A 15,651-nucleotide genomic window follows, 5' to 3' on the forward strand; every position below is an offset into this window, starting at 1 on the left:
CCCCCTTACTGAGTGACCATCCAGCCGCCGTCGACCGGCAGCAGCACGCCGTTGAGGTAGCCGGCGAGCGGGGAGAGCAGGAAGAGCACCGCGCCGGCGACCTCCTCCGGCCGGCCCGCCCGCCCCATCGGGTTGCGGGCCACGAGGTCGCGGCCCAGTCCGGAGGCGGCGAACCCGGCCGTACGCGGGGTGTCGATCAGCCCGGGCGCGACGGTGTTGGCCCGCACCGCCGGGGCGAGCCGGGTGGCCAGGTGCCGGGTGTAGCCGGCGATGGCCGCCTTTCCCGCGCAGTACCAGGCGGAGTCGGTGCCGACCAGGTTGCCGGCGACCGACGAGACGTTGACCACCGCCGCGCCGTCACCCGGTCGGCTGGCCAGCCAGGCGTCGGTGACCGTCCGCACGCTGCCCACGGTGAGCGCGAGCGCCTGGTCGAAGTCGATGTCGAGGCTGCTGGCCGGGCCGGCGTTGTTGACCAGGTACGTGGCCCGGCCGCTGTCGGCGAACGCGCCTCGCACCGCCACCGGATCGGCCACGTCGACCACCCGCGCGACGGCGCTGCCGCCGGCGGCGGTGATCTCCTCGGCGGTGCCGGTGACCGCGTCGCCGGCCAGGTCCCAGGCCGCCACCCGCAGGCCGACCCGGGCGGCCAGCAGCGCGGTCGCCCGGCCGATCCCGCTGCCGGCCCCGGTGACGACGACGGTGGCCCCGGCCGGGAAAGCGAACTCCATGCCGATAACCTAACAAGCGCTTGGTTAGATAACAATGGCCGCCCGGCACTCCCGGACGTGCGGGGCCGCCGCCCCCGGTGACGACGGCGGCCCGGCACGGGCTCAGCAGGGGCCGAGGTCGCGCCACTGCGCGGTGAGCCCCGGCTCGGAACCGAGCGTCCACCAGTTCGCCTGCCAGAGCCGGCCGTTGTGCCGCACCCGCTGACCGCCGAGGTACACCGTGTTCCGGTCCCAGTTCGGCACGCCGGCACAGGTCGCGGGCGGCGGCGTCGAGGGCGGCGGGGACGAGGGCGGCGGCGTGGAGGGCGGCGGGGTCGACGGCGGCGGTGAGCTGGGCGGCGGCGTGGGGCAGGCGCCGCCCGCGCCGACCGTGTCGGTGTGCGTGGTGCCGGCTGACCGGTGACCGGTCACCCGCGCGGCCACCTGGGCCGGCGTCAGCACCTGCCGGTCGGCGAAGTAGAGCCAGTCGACCTGCTGGTGGTAGGTGCTGCGCCCGCCGGTGTGGGCGACGAGGTCGATGAACCACAGGTTGAAGTTGATCGACATCGGCGTCTCCGGGTAGTACCGGTCACCGTGGTCGGCCACCTGCTGACCGTCGACGTAGTACTTGACCCGCCCCTGGGAGACGGTGAACAGGAGGTCGTGCCAGCCGTCGAAGCTGCGGCGCTGCGCGGTGTGGGTGTTGTCGGCGACCCAGGGCTCGTTCTGGTACGTCTCCCAGGTGGTCTGGTAGAAGATCGGGCCCTGTTCGCCCCACCCGCCGTTGGGCAGGTACTCGAAGTCGATCTCGCCGTAGTTCGGGTCCATCGGACGGTCGAGCGGGGTGATCGTGAAGAACGTCTCGACGAGACGGTCGCCGTCGTTGCCAGTGACCGGCGCGTCGGCGAAGCGCACCCGGGCCGCGTACGTGCCCTCGAAGAACGCCCGGCGCTGGAACAGTTCGGCGTGGCTGGTGCCGGCGGCGGTCCCGTCCGTCGAGGCGGTGAGCTGGAGCACCTTCTGCCCGCCGGAGGTCGGGAACGAGATGTTGGCCGCCGGCCACGAGGCGCCCGGCACGCCGGGGCCGCCGGCGTTGGTGCGCACCGTCCAGTTGCGGGCCGGCAGCGCGGGGTCGGCCGACGACGCGTACGCGAAGTCGTCGAAGAGCACGCCGCAGGTGTCGGCCGCGGCGGCGGCACTGCCGCCCGGGCCGAATGCGGCGAGCGCGGCGACGGCGGTGAGTGCCGCCGACGCGGCGGCGAAGGCCGCGCGGGATCTCCGTGACATGGGGGGTCTCCTCACGGTGGGAGGGAAAGGGATACGCGCGGGCGGGCGACGACGACCGCCCGCGCGGTGGAGCCGGACGGAAGGGCCTACCTGATCGCCCCCGCGGTGAGGCCCGTGCGGATCTGCCGTTGGAAGAGCACGTACGCGGCGAGCACCGGCAGCATCGCGATGGTGAGGCCGGCGAACAGGCCGCTCCAGTCGCTGCGGTAGCCCTGGCTGACCGACAGCGCGGCCAGGCCCTGCGCGAGCACGTACCGGTCGGGATCGGGGTTGAGCACCAGCGGGAGCAGGTACTGGTTCCACAGCCCGAGGAAGTTGAAGATGGCGACGCTCACCAGGCCGGGTCGGGCCAGCGGCAGCATCACGCGGACGAGGACGCCCCAGTGCGAGCAGCCGTCGAGGAACGCCGCCTCGGCGAGCGCGGTCGGCAGCGAGCGGAAGAACGCGTGCAGGAAGAAGACCGTGAACGGCAGCGCGTACGCGGTGTAGACGAGGATCAGGCCCGGGTAGGTGCCGAGCAGGCCGAGCTGCTCGACCACGAAGAACAGCGGCACCAGGGCCAGGAACACCGGGAAGAGTAGCCCCGAGACGAACGTGTAGTAGACGATCCGGTTGCCCCGGAACGGATAGCGGGCCAGGGCGTAGGCGACGGTCGAGCCCAGCACCATGGTGAGCAGGAGCGCCGCCCCGACGACGATCGCGCTGTTGCCGACGTACCGGCCGATGGAGGCCTGGTCCCAGGCCCGCGACCAGTTGTCGAACCGGGGCTGCGCCGGCGGCGTCCACGGGCTGGTGAGGATCTCGCGGTCGGTCTTGAGTGAGCTCGCCACCGCCCAGAGCAGGGGCACCGTGACGATCGCCGCCCACGCCACGAGGAAGACGTGCGGGCCCCAGGTGTCGCTGCGGCGTCGGCGCCGGGTCGGCGACGCGGGTCGCGCGTCGACGGGCCGTTCGATGAGGGTCGTCACGTGTATTCCACCCGCTCCCGGCGTCCGGCCCGCAACGCCAGGACGGCGACGGCGAGCGTGAGGAAGAACAGCGCGACGCCCATCGCCGCGGCGTAGCCGAACCGCCCGTACGTGAAGGCGTTGCGGTAGAGCCCGAGACCCATCACCTCGGTCGCTCCGTCCGGCCCGCCCGGGCCCACGGTCATGATCTGTACGACCGCGAAGCCGTCCAGGGCGAGCACGCCGAGGTAGACGAACGCGACCTGGACGTTGTCCCAGAGCAGCGGCACGACGACGCGCCGCAGGACGGCGAGGCGCCCGGCGCCGTCCAGCACCGCCGCCTCGAGCACCTCGCGCGGGATCGACTCCATCGCGGCGCCGAAGAGCACCATGTAGAAGCCGACCGACGACCAGACCAGCACCGCCATGACCGCCCACAGGGCGACGGCCGGGTCGCCGAGCCAGCTGCGGGCCAGCGCGTCGAGCCCGACCCCGCGCAGAGCGCCGTTGAGCAGCCCGTCGGTGGGGCCGTAGACGAACTGCCAGAGCACCGCGACGATCGGCAGCGAGAGCACCTGCGGCAGGAAGTACGCCACCTTGTACAGCTCCCCGCCCCGCACGGCGGCCGGCCCGGCGGCCCCGCCACGCCCGCCGAACGAGACGAGGGCGGCCAGCAGCAACCCGAGGGCGATGGTGGCCGCCGGCACGACGAGCAGCATCAGCCCGTTGTTGCGCAGGGCGGCGCGGAACGACGGGTCGTCGGCCAGCCGGCGGAAGTTGTCCAGCCCGACGAAGCCCACCTCGCCGGAGACGCCGGTCCAGTCGGTGAGCGCCAGGTAGAACGCCTGCGCGTACGGCGAGAGCACGAACACGGCGTACAGGGCGAGAGCGGGCAGGATCGCGCCGGCGAGGAACCGGGCGCGGCCGGATCGGACGCTCGTCATGGCTACCGCTCGTACTTCTTGACGGCGCTGTCGGCGGCGACGCGGTCCGCCGCCCGCTGGATCCGGTCGGCCCACTGGGCCGGCGTGACGCGCCGGGTGGCCAACTCGCCGGTGGCGTCGTCGACCGCCTTGGCCAGGGGCGCGTACCAGGTGCGGAAGCGGTACGCGAACGTGTGCGAGGCGGCCGCGTCGACGGCGGCCCGCACCGAGCCGAGCCCGCTGGAGAGGGTGAGGCCGTCGGTCGCGCCGGACACCGTGGGCAGGGCGGAGTTCAACTCGGCGAACCGTCGCGCGGCCGGCTTCGAGAACAGCACGCGCAGGAACTCCAGGCCGCCGCGCGGATTCTTCGCCTTCGCCGGCACGATGAAGGACTCGCTGCCGGCCGCCTGCAACCCGCTCACCGGCATCCGGTCACCGCCACCGAGGGACGGCACCGGGGCCATCACCATGTCGAAGCCGTCGGGGGCGACGCCCTTCTGCTCGGCCTCCAGCCACGATCCGCAGGGGATGATCGCGGCCCGGCCCTGGCACCAGGCGGCCTGCGCCTCCGTGTGCGACAACGCCTCCGAGCCGGGCAGGAGGTAGCCGCGCCCGGCCAGGTCGGCGACGGCGGTGGCCGCGTCGAGCAGCGCCGGCTGCTTCCAGGCATTGGGTTCCAGGTTGTCGACCGCCTTGACGAGATCGGTCCCGCCGGCCTTGGCCGCCATGGCCAACAGGGGATCGCTGATGTACTCCGGGTACTTGCCCTGGTACGTCCACGGCGCGGCGCCGGTCTTCTTGATCTCGGCGCAGAGCGTCAGCATCGCGTCCCAGGTCGTCGGGAACGTCCAGCCGTTACGCGCGAAGAGCGACCGGGAGTACCACAACCCCCAGACGGTGTAGGTGAAGTTGAGCGCGCGCGGCACGCCGCCGAACGTGCCCTCGTCGACGACGCCCGGCAGCAGGGTGTCGCGCACCTTCGCGCCGCCGCCGTCGAACGCCGGGGCGTCGAGCAGCTCGCCCAGGTCGGCGAGCTTGCCGGCGGCGACGAGCGTGGCCAGGTCGAGCCGCCCGGCGCCGGTGTTGTCGACGACGTCCGGCGGGGTGTCGGCGACGAACCGCGGCTGGAGCGCCTCACCCACCTTCTGGATGCCCTTGTGGTCGACCGTGGCACCCGGGTGCCGCTCCTGGTAGAGCTTCTCGGCGTGGACGGCGTAGTCGTCGCCGTAGCCGCCCTTGAAGATGACGACCTCCAGCGGTGTCGCGTCGGGCACACCGAGCGGGTTGTCGGCGCTCTTCGCGCCCTCGGCGGCCGGGGCGCCGTCGTCACCGCCGCCGGCGGTCACGCAGCCGGCCAGGGGCACGGCCGCGACGGCTGCGGTCGCGCGCAGGAGAGCGCGCCGGGTGGCGGGGTGGCGTCCGTCCGGAGAAGAGGGGTTCATGACTGGGCTCGCCTTCTCTAGGCGGTACGCCGGATGCGCCCGGCGTACCGCGCCTCCAACTCCTGGTTGTGCCGGTCTCCGCCGGGGACGTTGGCGGACAGGTAGACCGGGGGCGTCTCGCCGGCGGCGACGAGCCGGGCCACCACCTCGCACACGACCTGCTGGGCCAGCAGGGCGCCGGTGATGGACGAGATCGCGCCGACCGCGCCTCCGCCGTCGATCGGCAGGGCGGCGTCGCCGAGCGGGGCACCGTTGTCGAGCACGACGTCGGCGAGGTCGACCAGCCGCAGACCGCTCGGGTGCCGCGGCGGGACGGCCCTGGTGTGGGCGAGCGAGGTGACCGCGACCAGCCCGTGGCCGTGTTCGCGGACCAGTCGCGCCAACTCCACCACCACGCCGTTGACGCCCGAGCTCGACGCGATCACGAACACGTCGTCCGGCTTGACGGGGGCCAGCTCGTAGAGGCGGTGGGCGACCGCCGGGTCGCGTTCGAGGAACGGGTCGTCGAGCGACGCCCGCTCGGCCCCGCCGTACAGGACGATGTCGCGCAGCGCGATGCGGTTGGTCGGCACGAGGCCGCCGGCCCGTCCGGCGATCTCCATGGCCAGGGCCTCGGAGTGGCCGCTGCCGAACGCCTGCACCACGCCGCCGGCACGCAGCCCGGCCGTCAGCAGGTCGGCGGCGCGGCGCACGGCGTCCTGCTGGGTGGCGGCCACGTGCGCGATCGCGGCGTTGACCGCGGTGAGGTACTCCTGGGCGCCGATCATCGTTCCTCCGGTCGGTGACGCCGCCGGGGCCGGCGGCCTTCGTCGGGCAGGCGGTGGGCGGCGACCGCACGGGCGGTCACCTCGAAGGCCGCGGTGGTACGGCGGTACGTGCGCTGCGCGACCGCGACGTAGATCAGGTCGAGCACGAGCAACTGGGAGTGCAACGCCGACAGCGCGGCGAGCCGGAACGTCGTCTCCTGGACCGCGGTCGTCATCACGACGTCGGCCACCTCGGCCAGCGGCGAGCGCGGGAACGAGGTGACGGCGACGGTCAGCGCGCCGTGGTCGGCCGCCTCGGACAGCACCTCGACGACCTCGCGGGTGCGCCCGCTGTGCGACAGACCGATCGCCACGTCGCCCGCCTCGAGCAGCGCGGCGTTGGTGAGCGCCGTGTGCGGGTCGGGGCGGTGCCAGCACGGCACCCGGATCCGTTCGAGGCGGAACGCCATCTCACGGGCCGCATTGCCGGAGCTGCCCAACCCGAACAGTTCGACCCGCCGCGCCTGCGCGACGGCTGCCGCCACCCGGTCCACGGCGGCGAGGTCGACCTGTCCGGCCGTGTCCTGGATCGCCCGGCCGTCGGCCGACGCGACGACGTCCAGCAGATGGCTGAGCGGGTCGTCGGGGCCGATCTCGCGGTCGATGTCGGTGTCCCAGCGGGCCTGCGCCGCCCGGCCGGTCTCGGTGGCGACGGCGACCCGCAGCTCGGCGTAGCCCCGGTAGCCGAAGGTGCGGCAGAAGCGGGTGACCGTGGCCGTCGAGGTGCCGGCCCGCTCGGCGAGGTCGACGATCGTGGAACGGGCGGTCTCCTCGGGGTCACCGAGCAGCCGCGCGCCGACCCGCTGGAGAGCCTCGGGCAGGGTCGGCAGCTCGGTGCGGACGCGGCCCAGCAACCCGGTCCCAGCCATCGGCATTCCTTTCACTTCACCCTTGTGGTGAGCAAAATTATGATTGAACGTTGATGTATGTCAATACTTTGTGCATCGACAATCCTCGTTCTCGGTGCCGACTGTGGCGGCTCGTCGACCCGGGCGGTCGTGACGACGTCTGACGGGCGGATCGTCGGCCGCGGCCGGGCCGGCGCCGGCAACCCGGTCGCCCAGCCGCCGGCCGAAGCAGCTTCCGCCCTGGTCGCGGCGGCGCGGGAGGCCCTGGCCGGGCACGACCCGGCGCGGGTGGCGGGGGCCGTGGTGGGACTGGCCGGACGGTCGGCCCTGGACCGGCCGACGGTGGCGTCGATCTATCTGGACGCCTGGCGGGCCACCGGGCTGACGTGCCCGCTACGGACGGTGGGCGACGCGGTGGTGGCGTTCGCGGCCGGAACGCCGGCGCCGTCGGGCACGGTGTTGATCGCCGGGACCGGGGCCGTCGCGGTGCAGATCGTCGAGCGGTCGGTGGGCCGTACCGCCGACGGGCTCGGCTGGCTGCTGGGCGACGAGGGCGGCGGCTTCTGGCTCGGCCTCGAAGCGGCGCGGCTGACCGCCCGGGCGCTGGCCGTCGGCCGCCGCGCGGGCGGGCCACTGGTCGACGCCGTGTCCCACGCCGTGGTCCGCGCCGCCGCCCCGCCCGGCCGCACCGGTCCCGCACCTGCCTCCCCCGGGCAGCTCGTCGGGCCGCCCGCCGGATCGACGGGTGCGGCGCCCCCCGCGGCGGCCGACGGCTTCGTCACCGCGTTCTACGCCTTGCCCCGCGATCGGGTGGCGGGGCTGGCCCCGCTCGTGCTCGACGCCGCCCGCGTCGGCGACCGGGACGCACACCGCCTGATCGAGGCAGCCGCCGACCGGCTCGCCGCCACCGTGCGCGCCGTCCCGCCCGGTCGCGGGCCGCTCGTCCTGGCCGGCGGCCTGCTCACCGGCCCGCCGGAGCTTCGCGCCGCGCTGTTGGCCCGCCTCCGACGCCGCCCGGTGACGGTCGCCGGAGACCCCGCCTCCGCAGCGGCCTGGCTCGCCGCCCGCGAGCTCGTGCCCGCCGGCACCGAACACGGCGCATTCGTCACCCCGCCCGCGTGATGGCGGGCCCCGGCGACCGGACCGCCGGCACAGCCAGCGCCATCAGACGACATGGCGCCCCTCGTCGACCCGAAGCCCGCCTACTGGAACCCCGGCGACGGGCTGGAGTTCACCGGCATGCGGATCCGCGACACGTACGCCGACGGCATCAACTTCTCCAACGGCACGCGTAACTCCCGGGTGTTCAACTCGTCGTTCCGCACCACCGGCGACGACTCCCTGGCCGTCTGGGCCAATCCGCGGGTGAAGGACGCCAGCGTGGACGTCGCGCATGGCAACCGCTTCCTGAACAACACCATCCAGCTGCCCTGGCGGGCGAACGGCATCGCGATCTACGGCGGCCACGGCAACACGATCGAGAACAACCTGATCTACGACACGATGAACTACCCCGGCATCATGCTGGCGACCGACCACAGTCCGCTGCCCTTCTCCGGCACCACGCTGATCGCCAACAACGCCCTCTTCCGGGGCGGTGGCGTCTTCTGGAACGAGGACCAGGAGTTCGGGGCGATCACGCTGTTCCCGGCGACCACGGACCTCACCGGCGTCACCATCCGTGACACCGAGATCCACGACTCGACCTACGACGGCATCCAGTTCAGGAACGGCGGAGGCAACATGCCGAACGTCGCGATCACCAACGTGAAGATCGACAAGTCGAACAACGGCGCCGGCATCCTGGCCATGAGCGGCGCTCGCGGCAACGCCGTCCTGACCAACGTCACCATCACCAATTCGGCCGACGGCAACATCGTGAAGGAACCCGGTTCCACCTTCTCCATCACCGGCGGTTGACCCCGCCCGACAATCGCGGCGTGAGGTGTCCCCGGCTTCGGCCGGGGACACCTCACGCCAGGAAGAAGGCCGCAGGGGTCGGCAGGCGAATCCTGTCCCGTCGCCCCGCGACGGGACGGGCTGCCGTCGGGACGGATCAGCATCCGGGAGCGTCCGCGTCCGGCTCGCACGTCGATCTTCGTGATGGCAGGCTGAGCTCACCTGCGCCGTCGGCGGGCCGGCCGCCGACGGGTTGCCGATGTTCAGAGGGAGACGATCGACCCGATGGCTGCGGACGTCACCAGCACCGCCGAATGGCAGGCCCTGCACAGGCACGCCGAGGAGATCCGCGGGGTCCACCTGCGCGACCTGTTCGCCGCCGACCCCCGCCGCGGCCAACGGCTGGCCGTCGAGATGGCCGACTTCTACGTGGACTACAGCAAGAACCTCGTCACCGACGCCACGCTCGGCTTGCTCACCGCGCTGGCCTGCCGCGTCGGGCTGACCGACCGGATCGCCGCGATGTTCTCCGGGGCCCACCTGAACGCCACGGAGGACCGGGCCGTGCTGCACACCGCGCTGCGACTGCCCCGCGGCGCCTCGCTGATCGTGGACGGGCAGGACGTGGTCGCCGACGTGCACGAGGTGCTGGACCGGATGGCGGCGTTCGCGCGGACCGTACGCTCGGGGCAGTGGCGCGGGCACACCGGTGAGCGGATCCGCACCGTGGTCAACATCGGCATCGGCGGTTCCGACCTCGGCCCGGTCATGGCGTACGAGGCGCTAAAGGCCTACCGCGACGGCGGGCTGACCTGCCGGTTCGTATCGAACATCGACCCCACCGACATCCACGACAGCACCGCGGACCTGGACCCGGCGACGACGCTGTTCGTGGTGGTGTCCAAGACCTTCTCCACGCAGGAGACCCTGGCGAACGCCCACCAGGCGCGGCGGTGGCTGCTGAGCGGGCTCGGTGACGACGAGGCCGCGGTCGCCCGGCACTTCGTCGCGGTCAGCACCAACGCGCAGCGGGTCCGCGACTTCGGCATCGACCCGGAGAACATGTTCGGCTTCTGGGACTGGGTGGGCGGCCGGTACTCCCTGCCCTCGGCGGTGGGCCTGTCGGTGATGTTGTCCATCGGGCCGGAGCGCTTCCGGGAGATGCTGGACGGCTATCACGCCGTGGACGGGCATTTCCGCACGGCGCCGCTCGAGCGCAACGTGCCGGTGCTGCTGGGACTGCTCAATGTCTGGTACACGAACTTCCTCGGCGCGCAGACCCACGCCGTGCTGCCGTACTCGCAGTACCTGCACCGGCTCCCCGCGTACCTGCAGCAGCTCACCATGGAGAGCAACGGCAAGTCGGTCACGGTCGACGGCGCCCCGGTGTCGCACGACACCGGGGAGATCTTCTGGGGCGAGCCCGGCACCAACGGCCAGCACGCCTTCTACCAGCTGATCCACCAGGGCACCCGGCTGGTGCCCGCGGACTTCATCGCCTTCAGCGAGCCGAACCACGACATCGGCGACATGCACGACCTGTTCATGTCGAACTTCTTCGCCCAGACCGCCGCGTTGGCCTTCGGTCGTACCGCCGAGCAGGTCGCGGCGGAGGGCACTGCGGCGGAGCTGGTGCCGCACCGCGTGATGGCCGGCAACCACCCCACCACCTCGATAATCGCCCCCAAGCTGACCCCGGCCACGTTCGGGCAGCTGGTGGCCCTCTACGAGCACATCGTGCTCGTGCAGGGCGCGATCTGGAGCATCAATCCGTTCGACCAGTGGGGCGTCGAGTTGGGCAAGGTGATGGCCAACCAGCTCGCGCCGCTGCTGCACGGGACGGACCCGGATCTCGGCGGCACCGACCCGTCCACGGCCGCCCTGATCCGCCGCTACCGCCGGCAGCGCGGACGCGACTGACGCCCGGAGTCGCCGCGGCCGGATCCGTCCGGCCGCAGCGACAGCGCGCTCGGGGCCGGGTGTGCCGGCCGCAGCGCTGCGGGTGCCAGAAGGGTTCGGCGGGCGGGGCGCCTACCGGTCGCCGGGGCGGACCGTGGGGCTGGGCGTGGCAGCCGGCGAGGGCGCACTGGCCCCGGGGGCTTCGATCACCTTCCGGTCGAGGCTGACCTGTGCGGTGCCGGTGCCGCCGACCCGGATGTCGTCGTACGCCTTGAGCTGGCGGTCCGGGCCGAGGTAGAGCACCGACATGGCCAGCGGCGTCGGCTCCTCGCCTTCGAGCCCCCGCAGCCCCGCCCCACCGGTGGACCCCTGCACGGCCAGTCGCGTGGTCACCTGACCGGTGGGTGGCAGCACCGTCACCTCGCGGCGGTGCGTGTGCCCCGCGAGCACGACCGGCGTGACACCGTTGAGCGCGGCGGCGGACGCCGGATCGTGCACCAGCGCGATGTCCACGGGCGCGTCCAGGGCCCGGATCGTGGCGGCGAGGCGTTCCCCGGCGCCCTCGACCGTCGTCGGCGGCTCGTCCCAGGGACCGGCGGCCTCGTCCCGTTTGTCGGGGGTGAAGCGGGGGTCGGCGATACCCGCGATCCTGAGCCCCGCGACCAGCGTGACGGAGTTGTCGAGCACGACCGCGTTGGGCTGGCTGGCCACGGCGGCAGCGGTGCGGGGCGAGTCGTGGTTGCCGCGGATGTAGACGTAGGGCACGTCGAGCTGACCGATCATGGAGACGTAGTTCGTCTCGGGTTCGCTGCCCCAGTCGGTGATGTCGCCGGTGTCGATCACCGCGTCGATGTCGTACTGCTCGACGACGGTCCTGATCACCGGCCAGGCGGCCGGGTTGAGGTGCAGGTCCGAGACGTGCAACAGTCGAGTGGTGTCCGGGGACGCCTGGTAGATCGGCAGGCTGGACACGCTGGCGTACAGCTTGCCGACGTTACCCACCAGCCGTTGCAGCTGCTCGGCGTACCGGCCGTAGTCGTCGGCGATCCGCTGCGCGTCGCCGATCAACGCGGGTGCGTTGGCCAGCAGCCCCTCGTAGCGCGGCTCCGCCAGCGCCTGCGGTCGCAGTGTCGCGGCGGCGGTGCCGAGGGTACCGCCGGTGATCAGCAGTGCCAGGCCGCCGGACCAGGCGACCCGGCGGACGGACCGGAAGGTCACGGCCGCGAGCAGCATCGACGCCAGGACAGCCACCCCGAGCGTACGCAGCCCGAGGCGCACCAGCGCGTCCCGGAGGTCCTGCGGTGCGCTCTCCCCGGCGCGGGCGAGAGCCGCGGGATCGTTGATGAGCGCCTCGGTGCGTCGTTGGTCCAGCGAATCGAGGCGGACGGTCAGCCGGGCCGGACCCTCGTGGCTGTCGAGGAAGAGTGATCCCAGGGGTGGCACTGCCACCTCGGTGCCTCCGTCGGTGGCGAGGGTCACGTGGAACGCGACCCGGAACGGGCCCACGTCGCTCTCGCCCCTGGCACCCAGCAGGACACCGACCGTGACGCCGATGGCGGTGACGGCCACGAGCGCGGCCCCGGCCATGAGCCGCCTGGCCCATCGGGAGCGGACGAGTCGAGACGCGCCGGTCCCGATGCCTCCCAGGCTCGACATCACGTCGCGGTGGCGCGATCGACGGGCACCGGGGTGTGGGGTCACGGTCGGAGTCCGATCTGTTGCTCGGGAGGGGCGGCCGGAAGCGCAGCACCATGACTCCGGTCCCGACCGGACATACGCCTTCCGGCTGTCCGGGCCTACCCGGAACCTGCATGCATGCAACAATCCCTGCGGCTGTCACGCTACCCGTAGGAACGCGGACCGGCCAGATCCACTCACGGCCCCGGCCCTCCGGCGCGGGGATCCGATTGCCCCCTCTCCGGCTCGGACGGGCGAGCGGCGTACTCCGACGGTCCGTTACGGCCGAGGCCCCTGCGGGACCTTCACGCGGCGATCCGTGGTGCGCCGGTCGCGGATTCGTCCAGCTCCGCCGGCGAACCGCTGACGGACGGACCGACGGTGGTCGGCGTGCCGGGCGAGGCGCTCGGGCGAGGGCCGGGGGTGGTCCCGTCGCCGGGCGGCGGTGTTGGCGTGGCGCTGCTCGGCGAGGGGTCCGTGCTAGGCGAGGGGTCGACGGGCGGAGGGGTGGTGACCTGGGGGTCCCCGGTCGCCGGCGGGCTGGCGGGCGGCTGCGGGCCACCTGCGGGGTCGTGCCCCGGCGAGGGCGGGTCGCTGTCCTCCGGGTTCGTGCGCGGCTCCGGCACGGCATCGGAGGCCGGCGTGGAGGCAGCTCCGCCGGCCGGCCTGCCACCCCGGGTCGCGGGGGCGGAGGCGGACGGCGGAGCGGGTTCGACGACGGGCGACGCGATCTGGCTGACCACCCGGTCACACGGAAGACCGTTGACGGAGAACGCGACCGGAGCCTTCAGGCGCTCGGCCTCGACCGTCCCGCGCAGCGCCGCCGACAGGGTCGCACCGGGCGCCAGCGGCCTGGCCGGGGCGAGGGTCACACGGCGGCGGTCCTGGTCCCAGGACGGGCCGGCGGTGAGGACCCGGTGACCGGGAGGCAGTGCGAACGCCAGTGACCAGTCACGCAGCCACTGCCCCCCGACGTTGGTGACGGCCAGGTCGGCGCGGAAGCTGCCGTCCGGCATCGGGTGGGCGGTGTACCGGGCGGCGCAGCCGCCGGACTGCGCCCCGGTGCCGCCGGCGTCGCTGTCCGCGGCATCGTCGAGGGCGGTCAGGCCCGGCAGCTGTCCGACGAGTACTGCGGCGAGCAGGACCGCCGGTACTCCGACGGCGAACCGGGAGCGGATCCCGCGCAGGCGTGCGGGGCCCGATGCCTGGGCGGTCCCGAGGGACGTGTTTCCGGTGTGGGCGGGGGTCCTCGGGCCGCCGGTGAGCCGCCGGGTCGCTCCGGTGGCAGCCGGCAGGTCGGGCACCGGGCGCGCAGGCCGCACCGCCGTCTCCGCGTCGGCGGCGCCCTGGAGGGCGGCCGCCACCTCGGCGGCCGGCGGCCGGCGACCCGCCTCCGGTGACAGGCAACGCCGCAGCAGGTCGGCCACCTGGTCCGGCAGTCCGGCAGCGGACGGGATGCGGGCGCCGCCGCGGCCGTTCCGCAGACCGGCGGGATCCTGCCCGGTGAGGCACTCGACCAGCACCAGCCCCAGGGCGAAGACGTCACCGGCCGGTGCCGCCGTGGCACCGGCCGCCTGCTCCGGAGCCAGGTATGCCGGTGTGCCCCAGATCAGGCCCCCGTCGTCGGCCGGGTCCTGGCCGACGCCCGCGGCGATGCCGAAGTCGACGACCCTGATGCCACGGGAGCCGAGCATCACGTTGCCGGGCTTGACGTCACGGTGGACGAGTCCGTGTGCGTGTGCGGCGGAGAGAGCGTGCGCCACGGCGGCGCCGATCCGGGCGACCTCGGACCAGGGCATCCGTCCGGACCGGCGTAGGCGGGCGGCCAGGGTCTCGCCGTCGACGAACTCCATGACCAGGAAGGGCGCCGGTCGCCTACCCAGGCGCCGCTGCTCGCCGTAGTCGTAGACGCCGGCGACGTGCGGGTGGTCGAGCCCCGCCGCGGCGAGCGCCTCACCGCGCAGCCGCCCCCGCGCAGCCGGGTCGTCCAGCAACTCCGCGGAGAGCATCTTCACGGCGACCGTACGCTGCAACCGCAGGTCGAAACCGCGCCAGACCACCGCCATGCCGCCCTGCCCGACCGGTTCGTCGAGCCGGTAGCGCTGGTGCAGGAGTCGCATCGTGATCGTCTCCCCGGTCGTCGTCCGGCGTCGGCGCGGTCGTCGCGGGCTTACGCTGCGGTCGCGCCGATGTCTCCGTCGACGCAGGGCGGTACCCGGCACCCGTGATCCAAAACTCCTGCTCAGCAGCCCTCTCGCCAGCAGCGGGGATCGTCACACAACCGTCATGGGTTCGCGGTGGCGCCGCCACATGCCGGGGAAGTTCTTGAACAGGCGGCACGACGGAGAGGAGGGTCGGCGATGGGCGGACGGCACGACCGGATGCGTCCGGCGCTGGCGGTTCTCCCGGCGGTGGTCCTGCTCGTCACGGGCTGCACGAGTCCACCCGCGGCTCCGCGGCCCAGCCCCGCGCCGCTGCCCACCACCCGACCCGGCACGGTCGCCCGGGCGGAGGTGGGCGACCGGCTCACCGTGACCGCCGCCGTCGACCGGGTCATCACCGACACCGCGTTCGTCGTACGCGACGCCGACCTGACCGACGGGACCCTGCTCGTGCTGACGGCGGGCCCGTCGGCGCCGGCTCCGCCGCAGCTCGTGACCGTGCGGGGCACCGTTATCCGGTTCGCCCACCGCGACCTCAGCGACCGCTACCGCCTCGGATCCCCGGGACCGTACCGAGCCTTCGAGGGTGGGCGGGCGCTCGTCGCGCAGGAGTTGACGGTCCGGGAGTGAGCCGCCTCGACGCGGCGGGGGTTCCCGCGCGCCGTGCCGACCCGAGCGGCTTTCCGGTCGCTCATCCAACGGAGGAGCAGCATGACAGTCAGTGCCCTTGTCAGCGCCATCGTCGTCGGTCTCGTCGCCGGCACGCTGGGTCGCCTCGTGGTGCCGGCACGCGACGCCATACCGCTCTGGTTGGCGCTGGTCCTGGGCGTCACCGCTGCCCTGCTCGCGACCATTCTCGCCGTGCTGGTCGGTGTCGACGCCCGCGGCATCGGCCTGCTCGGGGTCGTCGGCCAGGCGGGTTGCGCCGGCCTCACCGTCATCCTCGTCACGATCGGCGCCGGCCGCCGTCAGCCTTCCCGCTAGCCTTCCCCCGCACCAGGCGTTTCCGGGATTCCGCCGCCGGCGGCCGCCTATGGTGGGAGCGACGCGACGG

Annotated in this window: 14 protein-coding genes; 5 read left to right on the forward strand and 9 right to left on the reverse strand. The window is 73.4% G+C overall.

The window, feature by feature from the left end:
- Positions 1 to 5: 5 nt before the first annotated feature.
- From EV374_RS17645 to EV374_RS17675, 7 genes are all read right to left on the reverse strand, one after another.
- Positions 6 to 728, reverse strand: a complete 723-nt coding sequence (locus tag EV374_RS17645) for an SDR family oxidoreductase (protein ID WP_132236705.1) — start codon at positions 726 to 728, stop codon at positions 6 to 8.
- A 102-nt stretch (positions 729 to 830) separates the two neighbouring features.
- Positions 831 to 1,994 (reverse strand): carbohydrate-binding protein, encoded by a 1,164-nt coding sequence (locus EV374_RS17650; RefSeq protein ID WP_132236707.1) that lies wholly within the window; start codon positions 1,992 to 1,994, stop codon positions 831 to 833.
- Positions 1,995 to 2,080: 86 nt separating this feature from the next.
- Positions 2,081 to 2,962 carry a carbohydrate ABC transporter permease gene (locus tag EV374_RS17655; RefSeq protein ID WP_132236709.1) on the reverse strand — a complete coding sequence of 294 codons (882 nt, stop codon included), beginning with the start codon at positions 2,960 to 2,962 and terminating at the stop codon, positions 2,081 to 2,083.
- On the reverse strand, positions 2,959 to 3,885 hold the full coding sequence (locus EV374_RS17660) for a carbohydrate ABC transporter permease (RefSeq protein WP_132236711.1): 927 nt from the start codon (positions 3,883 to 3,885) through the stop codon (positions 2,959 to 2,961). Before EV374_RS17660 ends, EV374_RS17655 begins: the two co-directional genes overlap by 4 nt.
- A gap of 2 nt (positions 3,886 to 3,887) precedes the next feature.
- Entirely contained in the window at positions 3,888 to 5,306 is a 1,419-nt protein-coding gene (ngcE, locus tag EV374_RS17665; RefSeq protein WP_132236713.1) for an N-acetylglucosamine/diacetylchitobiose ABC transporter substrate-binding protein, read from the reverse strand.
- A 17-nt stretch (positions 5,307 to 5,323) separates the two neighbouring features.
- Entirely contained in the window at positions 5,324 to 6,073 is a 750-nt protein-coding gene (locus tag EV374_RS17670) for an SIS domain-containing protein (RefSeq protein ID WP_132236715.1), read from the reverse strand.
- On the reverse strand, positions 6,070 to 6,981 hold the full coding sequence (locus EV374_RS17675) for a MurR/RpiR family transcriptional regulator (RefSeq protein WP_486485813.1): 912 nt from the start codon (positions 6,979 to 6,981) through the stop codon (positions 6,070 to 6,072). Before EV374_RS17675 ends, EV374_RS17670 begins: the two co-directional genes overlap by 4 nt.
- Positions 6,982 to 7,038: 57 nt before the next feature.
- Between EV374_RS17675 and EV374_RS17680 the strand changes: the two genes are divergently transcribed.
- The 3 genes from EV374_RS17680 (at position 7,039) to pgi (ending at position 10,779) form a co-directional block, all read left to right on the forward strand.
- The gene (locus EV374_RS17680) at positions 7,039 to 8,082 is read left to right on the forward strand and encodes a BadF/BadG/BcrA/BcrD ATPase family protein (RefSeq protein ID WP_132236719.1); all 1,044 of its coding nucleotides are present in this window, start codon (positions 7,039 to 7,041) and stop codon (positions 8,080 to 8,082) included.
- Positions 8,083 to 8,133: 51 nt separating this feature from the next.
- Positions 8,134 to 8,880: a right-handed parallel beta-helix repeat-containing protein gene (locus EV374_RS17685; RefSeq protein ID WP_486485814.1), complete on the forward strand. Its 747-nt coding sequence runs from the start codon at positions 8,134 to 8,136 to the stop codon at positions 8,878 to 8,880.
- 264 nt (positions 8,881 to 9,144) lie between these two features.
- Positions 9,145 to 10,779 carry a glucose-6-phosphate isomerase gene (gene pgi / locus EV374_RS17690; protein WP_132236721.1) on the forward strand — a complete coding sequence of 545 codons (1,635 nt, stop codon included), beginning with the start codon at positions 9,145 to 9,147 and terminating at the stop codon, positions 10,777 to 10,779.
- A 111-nt stretch (positions 10,780 to 10,890) separates the two neighbouring features.
- On the opposite strand, the gene EV374_RS17695 is transcribed toward pgi, so the two are convergent.
- Positions 10,891 to 12,414 (reverse strand): metallophosphoesterase, encoded by a 1,524-nt coding sequence (locus tag EV374_RS17695; RefSeq protein ID WP_132236723.1) that lies wholly within the window; start codon positions 12,412 to 12,414, stop codon positions 10,891 to 10,893.
- 326 nt (positions 12,415 to 12,740) lie between these two features.
- Complete coding sequence (locus EV374_RS17700) at positions 12,741 to 14,555, reverse strand: protein kinase domain-containing protein (RefSeq protein ID WP_132236725.1); 1,815 nt, start codon at positions 14,553 to 14,555, stop codon at positions 12,741 to 12,743.
- A gap of 240 nt (positions 14,556 to 14,795) precedes the next feature.
- On the opposite strand from EV374_RS17700, the gene EV374_RS17705 reads away from it, so the two are divergent.
- Positions 14,796 to 15,227 (forward strand): hypothetical protein, encoded by a 432-nt coding sequence (locus tag EV374_RS17705; RefSeq protein ID WP_132236727.1) that lies wholly within the window; start codon positions 14,796 to 14,798, stop codon positions 15,225 to 15,227.
- Between the two features lie 81 nt (positions 15,228 to 15,308).
- A complete protein-coding gene (locus EV374_RS17710) occupies positions 15,309 to 15,581 on the forward strand; it encodes a GlsB/YeaQ/YmgE family stress response membrane protein (protein WP_132236729.1) in 273 nt (90 codons plus the stop codon).
- The last annotated feature ends 70 nt before the right edge of the window (positions 15,582 to 15,651 follow it).

The organism is Micromonospora sp. CNZ303 (assembly GCF_004345505.1).

Excerpts from the sequence above, each read along its gene's own strand:
- EV374_RS17645 (WP_132236705.1), bottom strand. The coding sequence starts at position 728 with ATGGAGTTCGCTTTCCCGGCCGGGGCCACCGTCGTCGTCACCGGGGCC.
- EV374_RS17650 (WP_132236707.1), bottom strand. The coding sequence starts at position 1,994 with ATGTCACGGAGATCCCGCGCGGCCTTCGCCGCCGCGTCGGCGGCACTC.
- EV374_RS17660 (WP_132236711.1), bottom strand. The coding sequence starts at position 3,885 with ATGACGAGCGTCCGATCCGGCCGCGCCCGGTTCCTCGCCGGCGCGATC.
- ngcE (WP_132236713.1), bottom strand. The coding sequence starts at position 5,306 with ATGAACCCCTCTTCTCCGGACGGACGCCACCCCGCCACCCGGCGCGCT.
- EV374_RS17670 (WP_132236715.1), bottom strand. The coding sequence starts at position 6,073 with ATGATCGGCGCCCAGGAGTACCTCACCGCGGTCAACGCCGCGATCGCG.
- EV374_RS17675 (WP_486485813.1), bottom strand. The coding sequence starts at position 6,981 with ATGGCTGGGACCGGGTTGCTGGGCCGCGTCCGCACCGAGCTGCCGACC.
- EV374_RS17680 (WP_132236719.1), top strand. The coding sequence starts at position 7,039 with ATGTCAATACTTTGTGCATCGACAATCCTCGTTCTCGGTGCCGACTGT.
- EV374_RS17685 (WP_486485814.1), top strand. The coding sequence starts at position 8,134 with ATGGCGCCCCTCGTCGACCCGAAGCCCGCCTACTGGAACCCCGGCGAC.
- pgi (WP_132236721.1), top strand. The coding sequence starts at position 9,145 with ATGGCTGCGGACGTCACCAGCACCGCCGAATGGCAGGCCCTGCACAGG.
- EV374_RS17695 (WP_132236723.1), bottom strand. The coding sequence starts at position 12,414 with ATGTCGAGCCTGGGAGGCATCGGGACCGGCGCGTCTCGACTCGTCCGC.
- EV374_RS17700 (WP_132236725.1), bottom strand. The coding sequence starts at position 14,555 with ATGCGACTCCTGCACCAGCGCTACCGGCTCGACGAACCGGTCGGGCAG.
- EV374_RS17705 (WP_132236727.1), top strand. The coding sequence starts at position 14,796 with ATGGGCGGACGGCACGACCGGATGCGTCCGGCGCTGGCGGTTCTCCCG.
- EV374_RS17710 (WP_132236729.1), top strand. The coding sequence starts at position 15,309 with ATGACAGTCAGTGCCCTTGTCAGCGCCATCGTCGTCGGTCTCGTCGCC.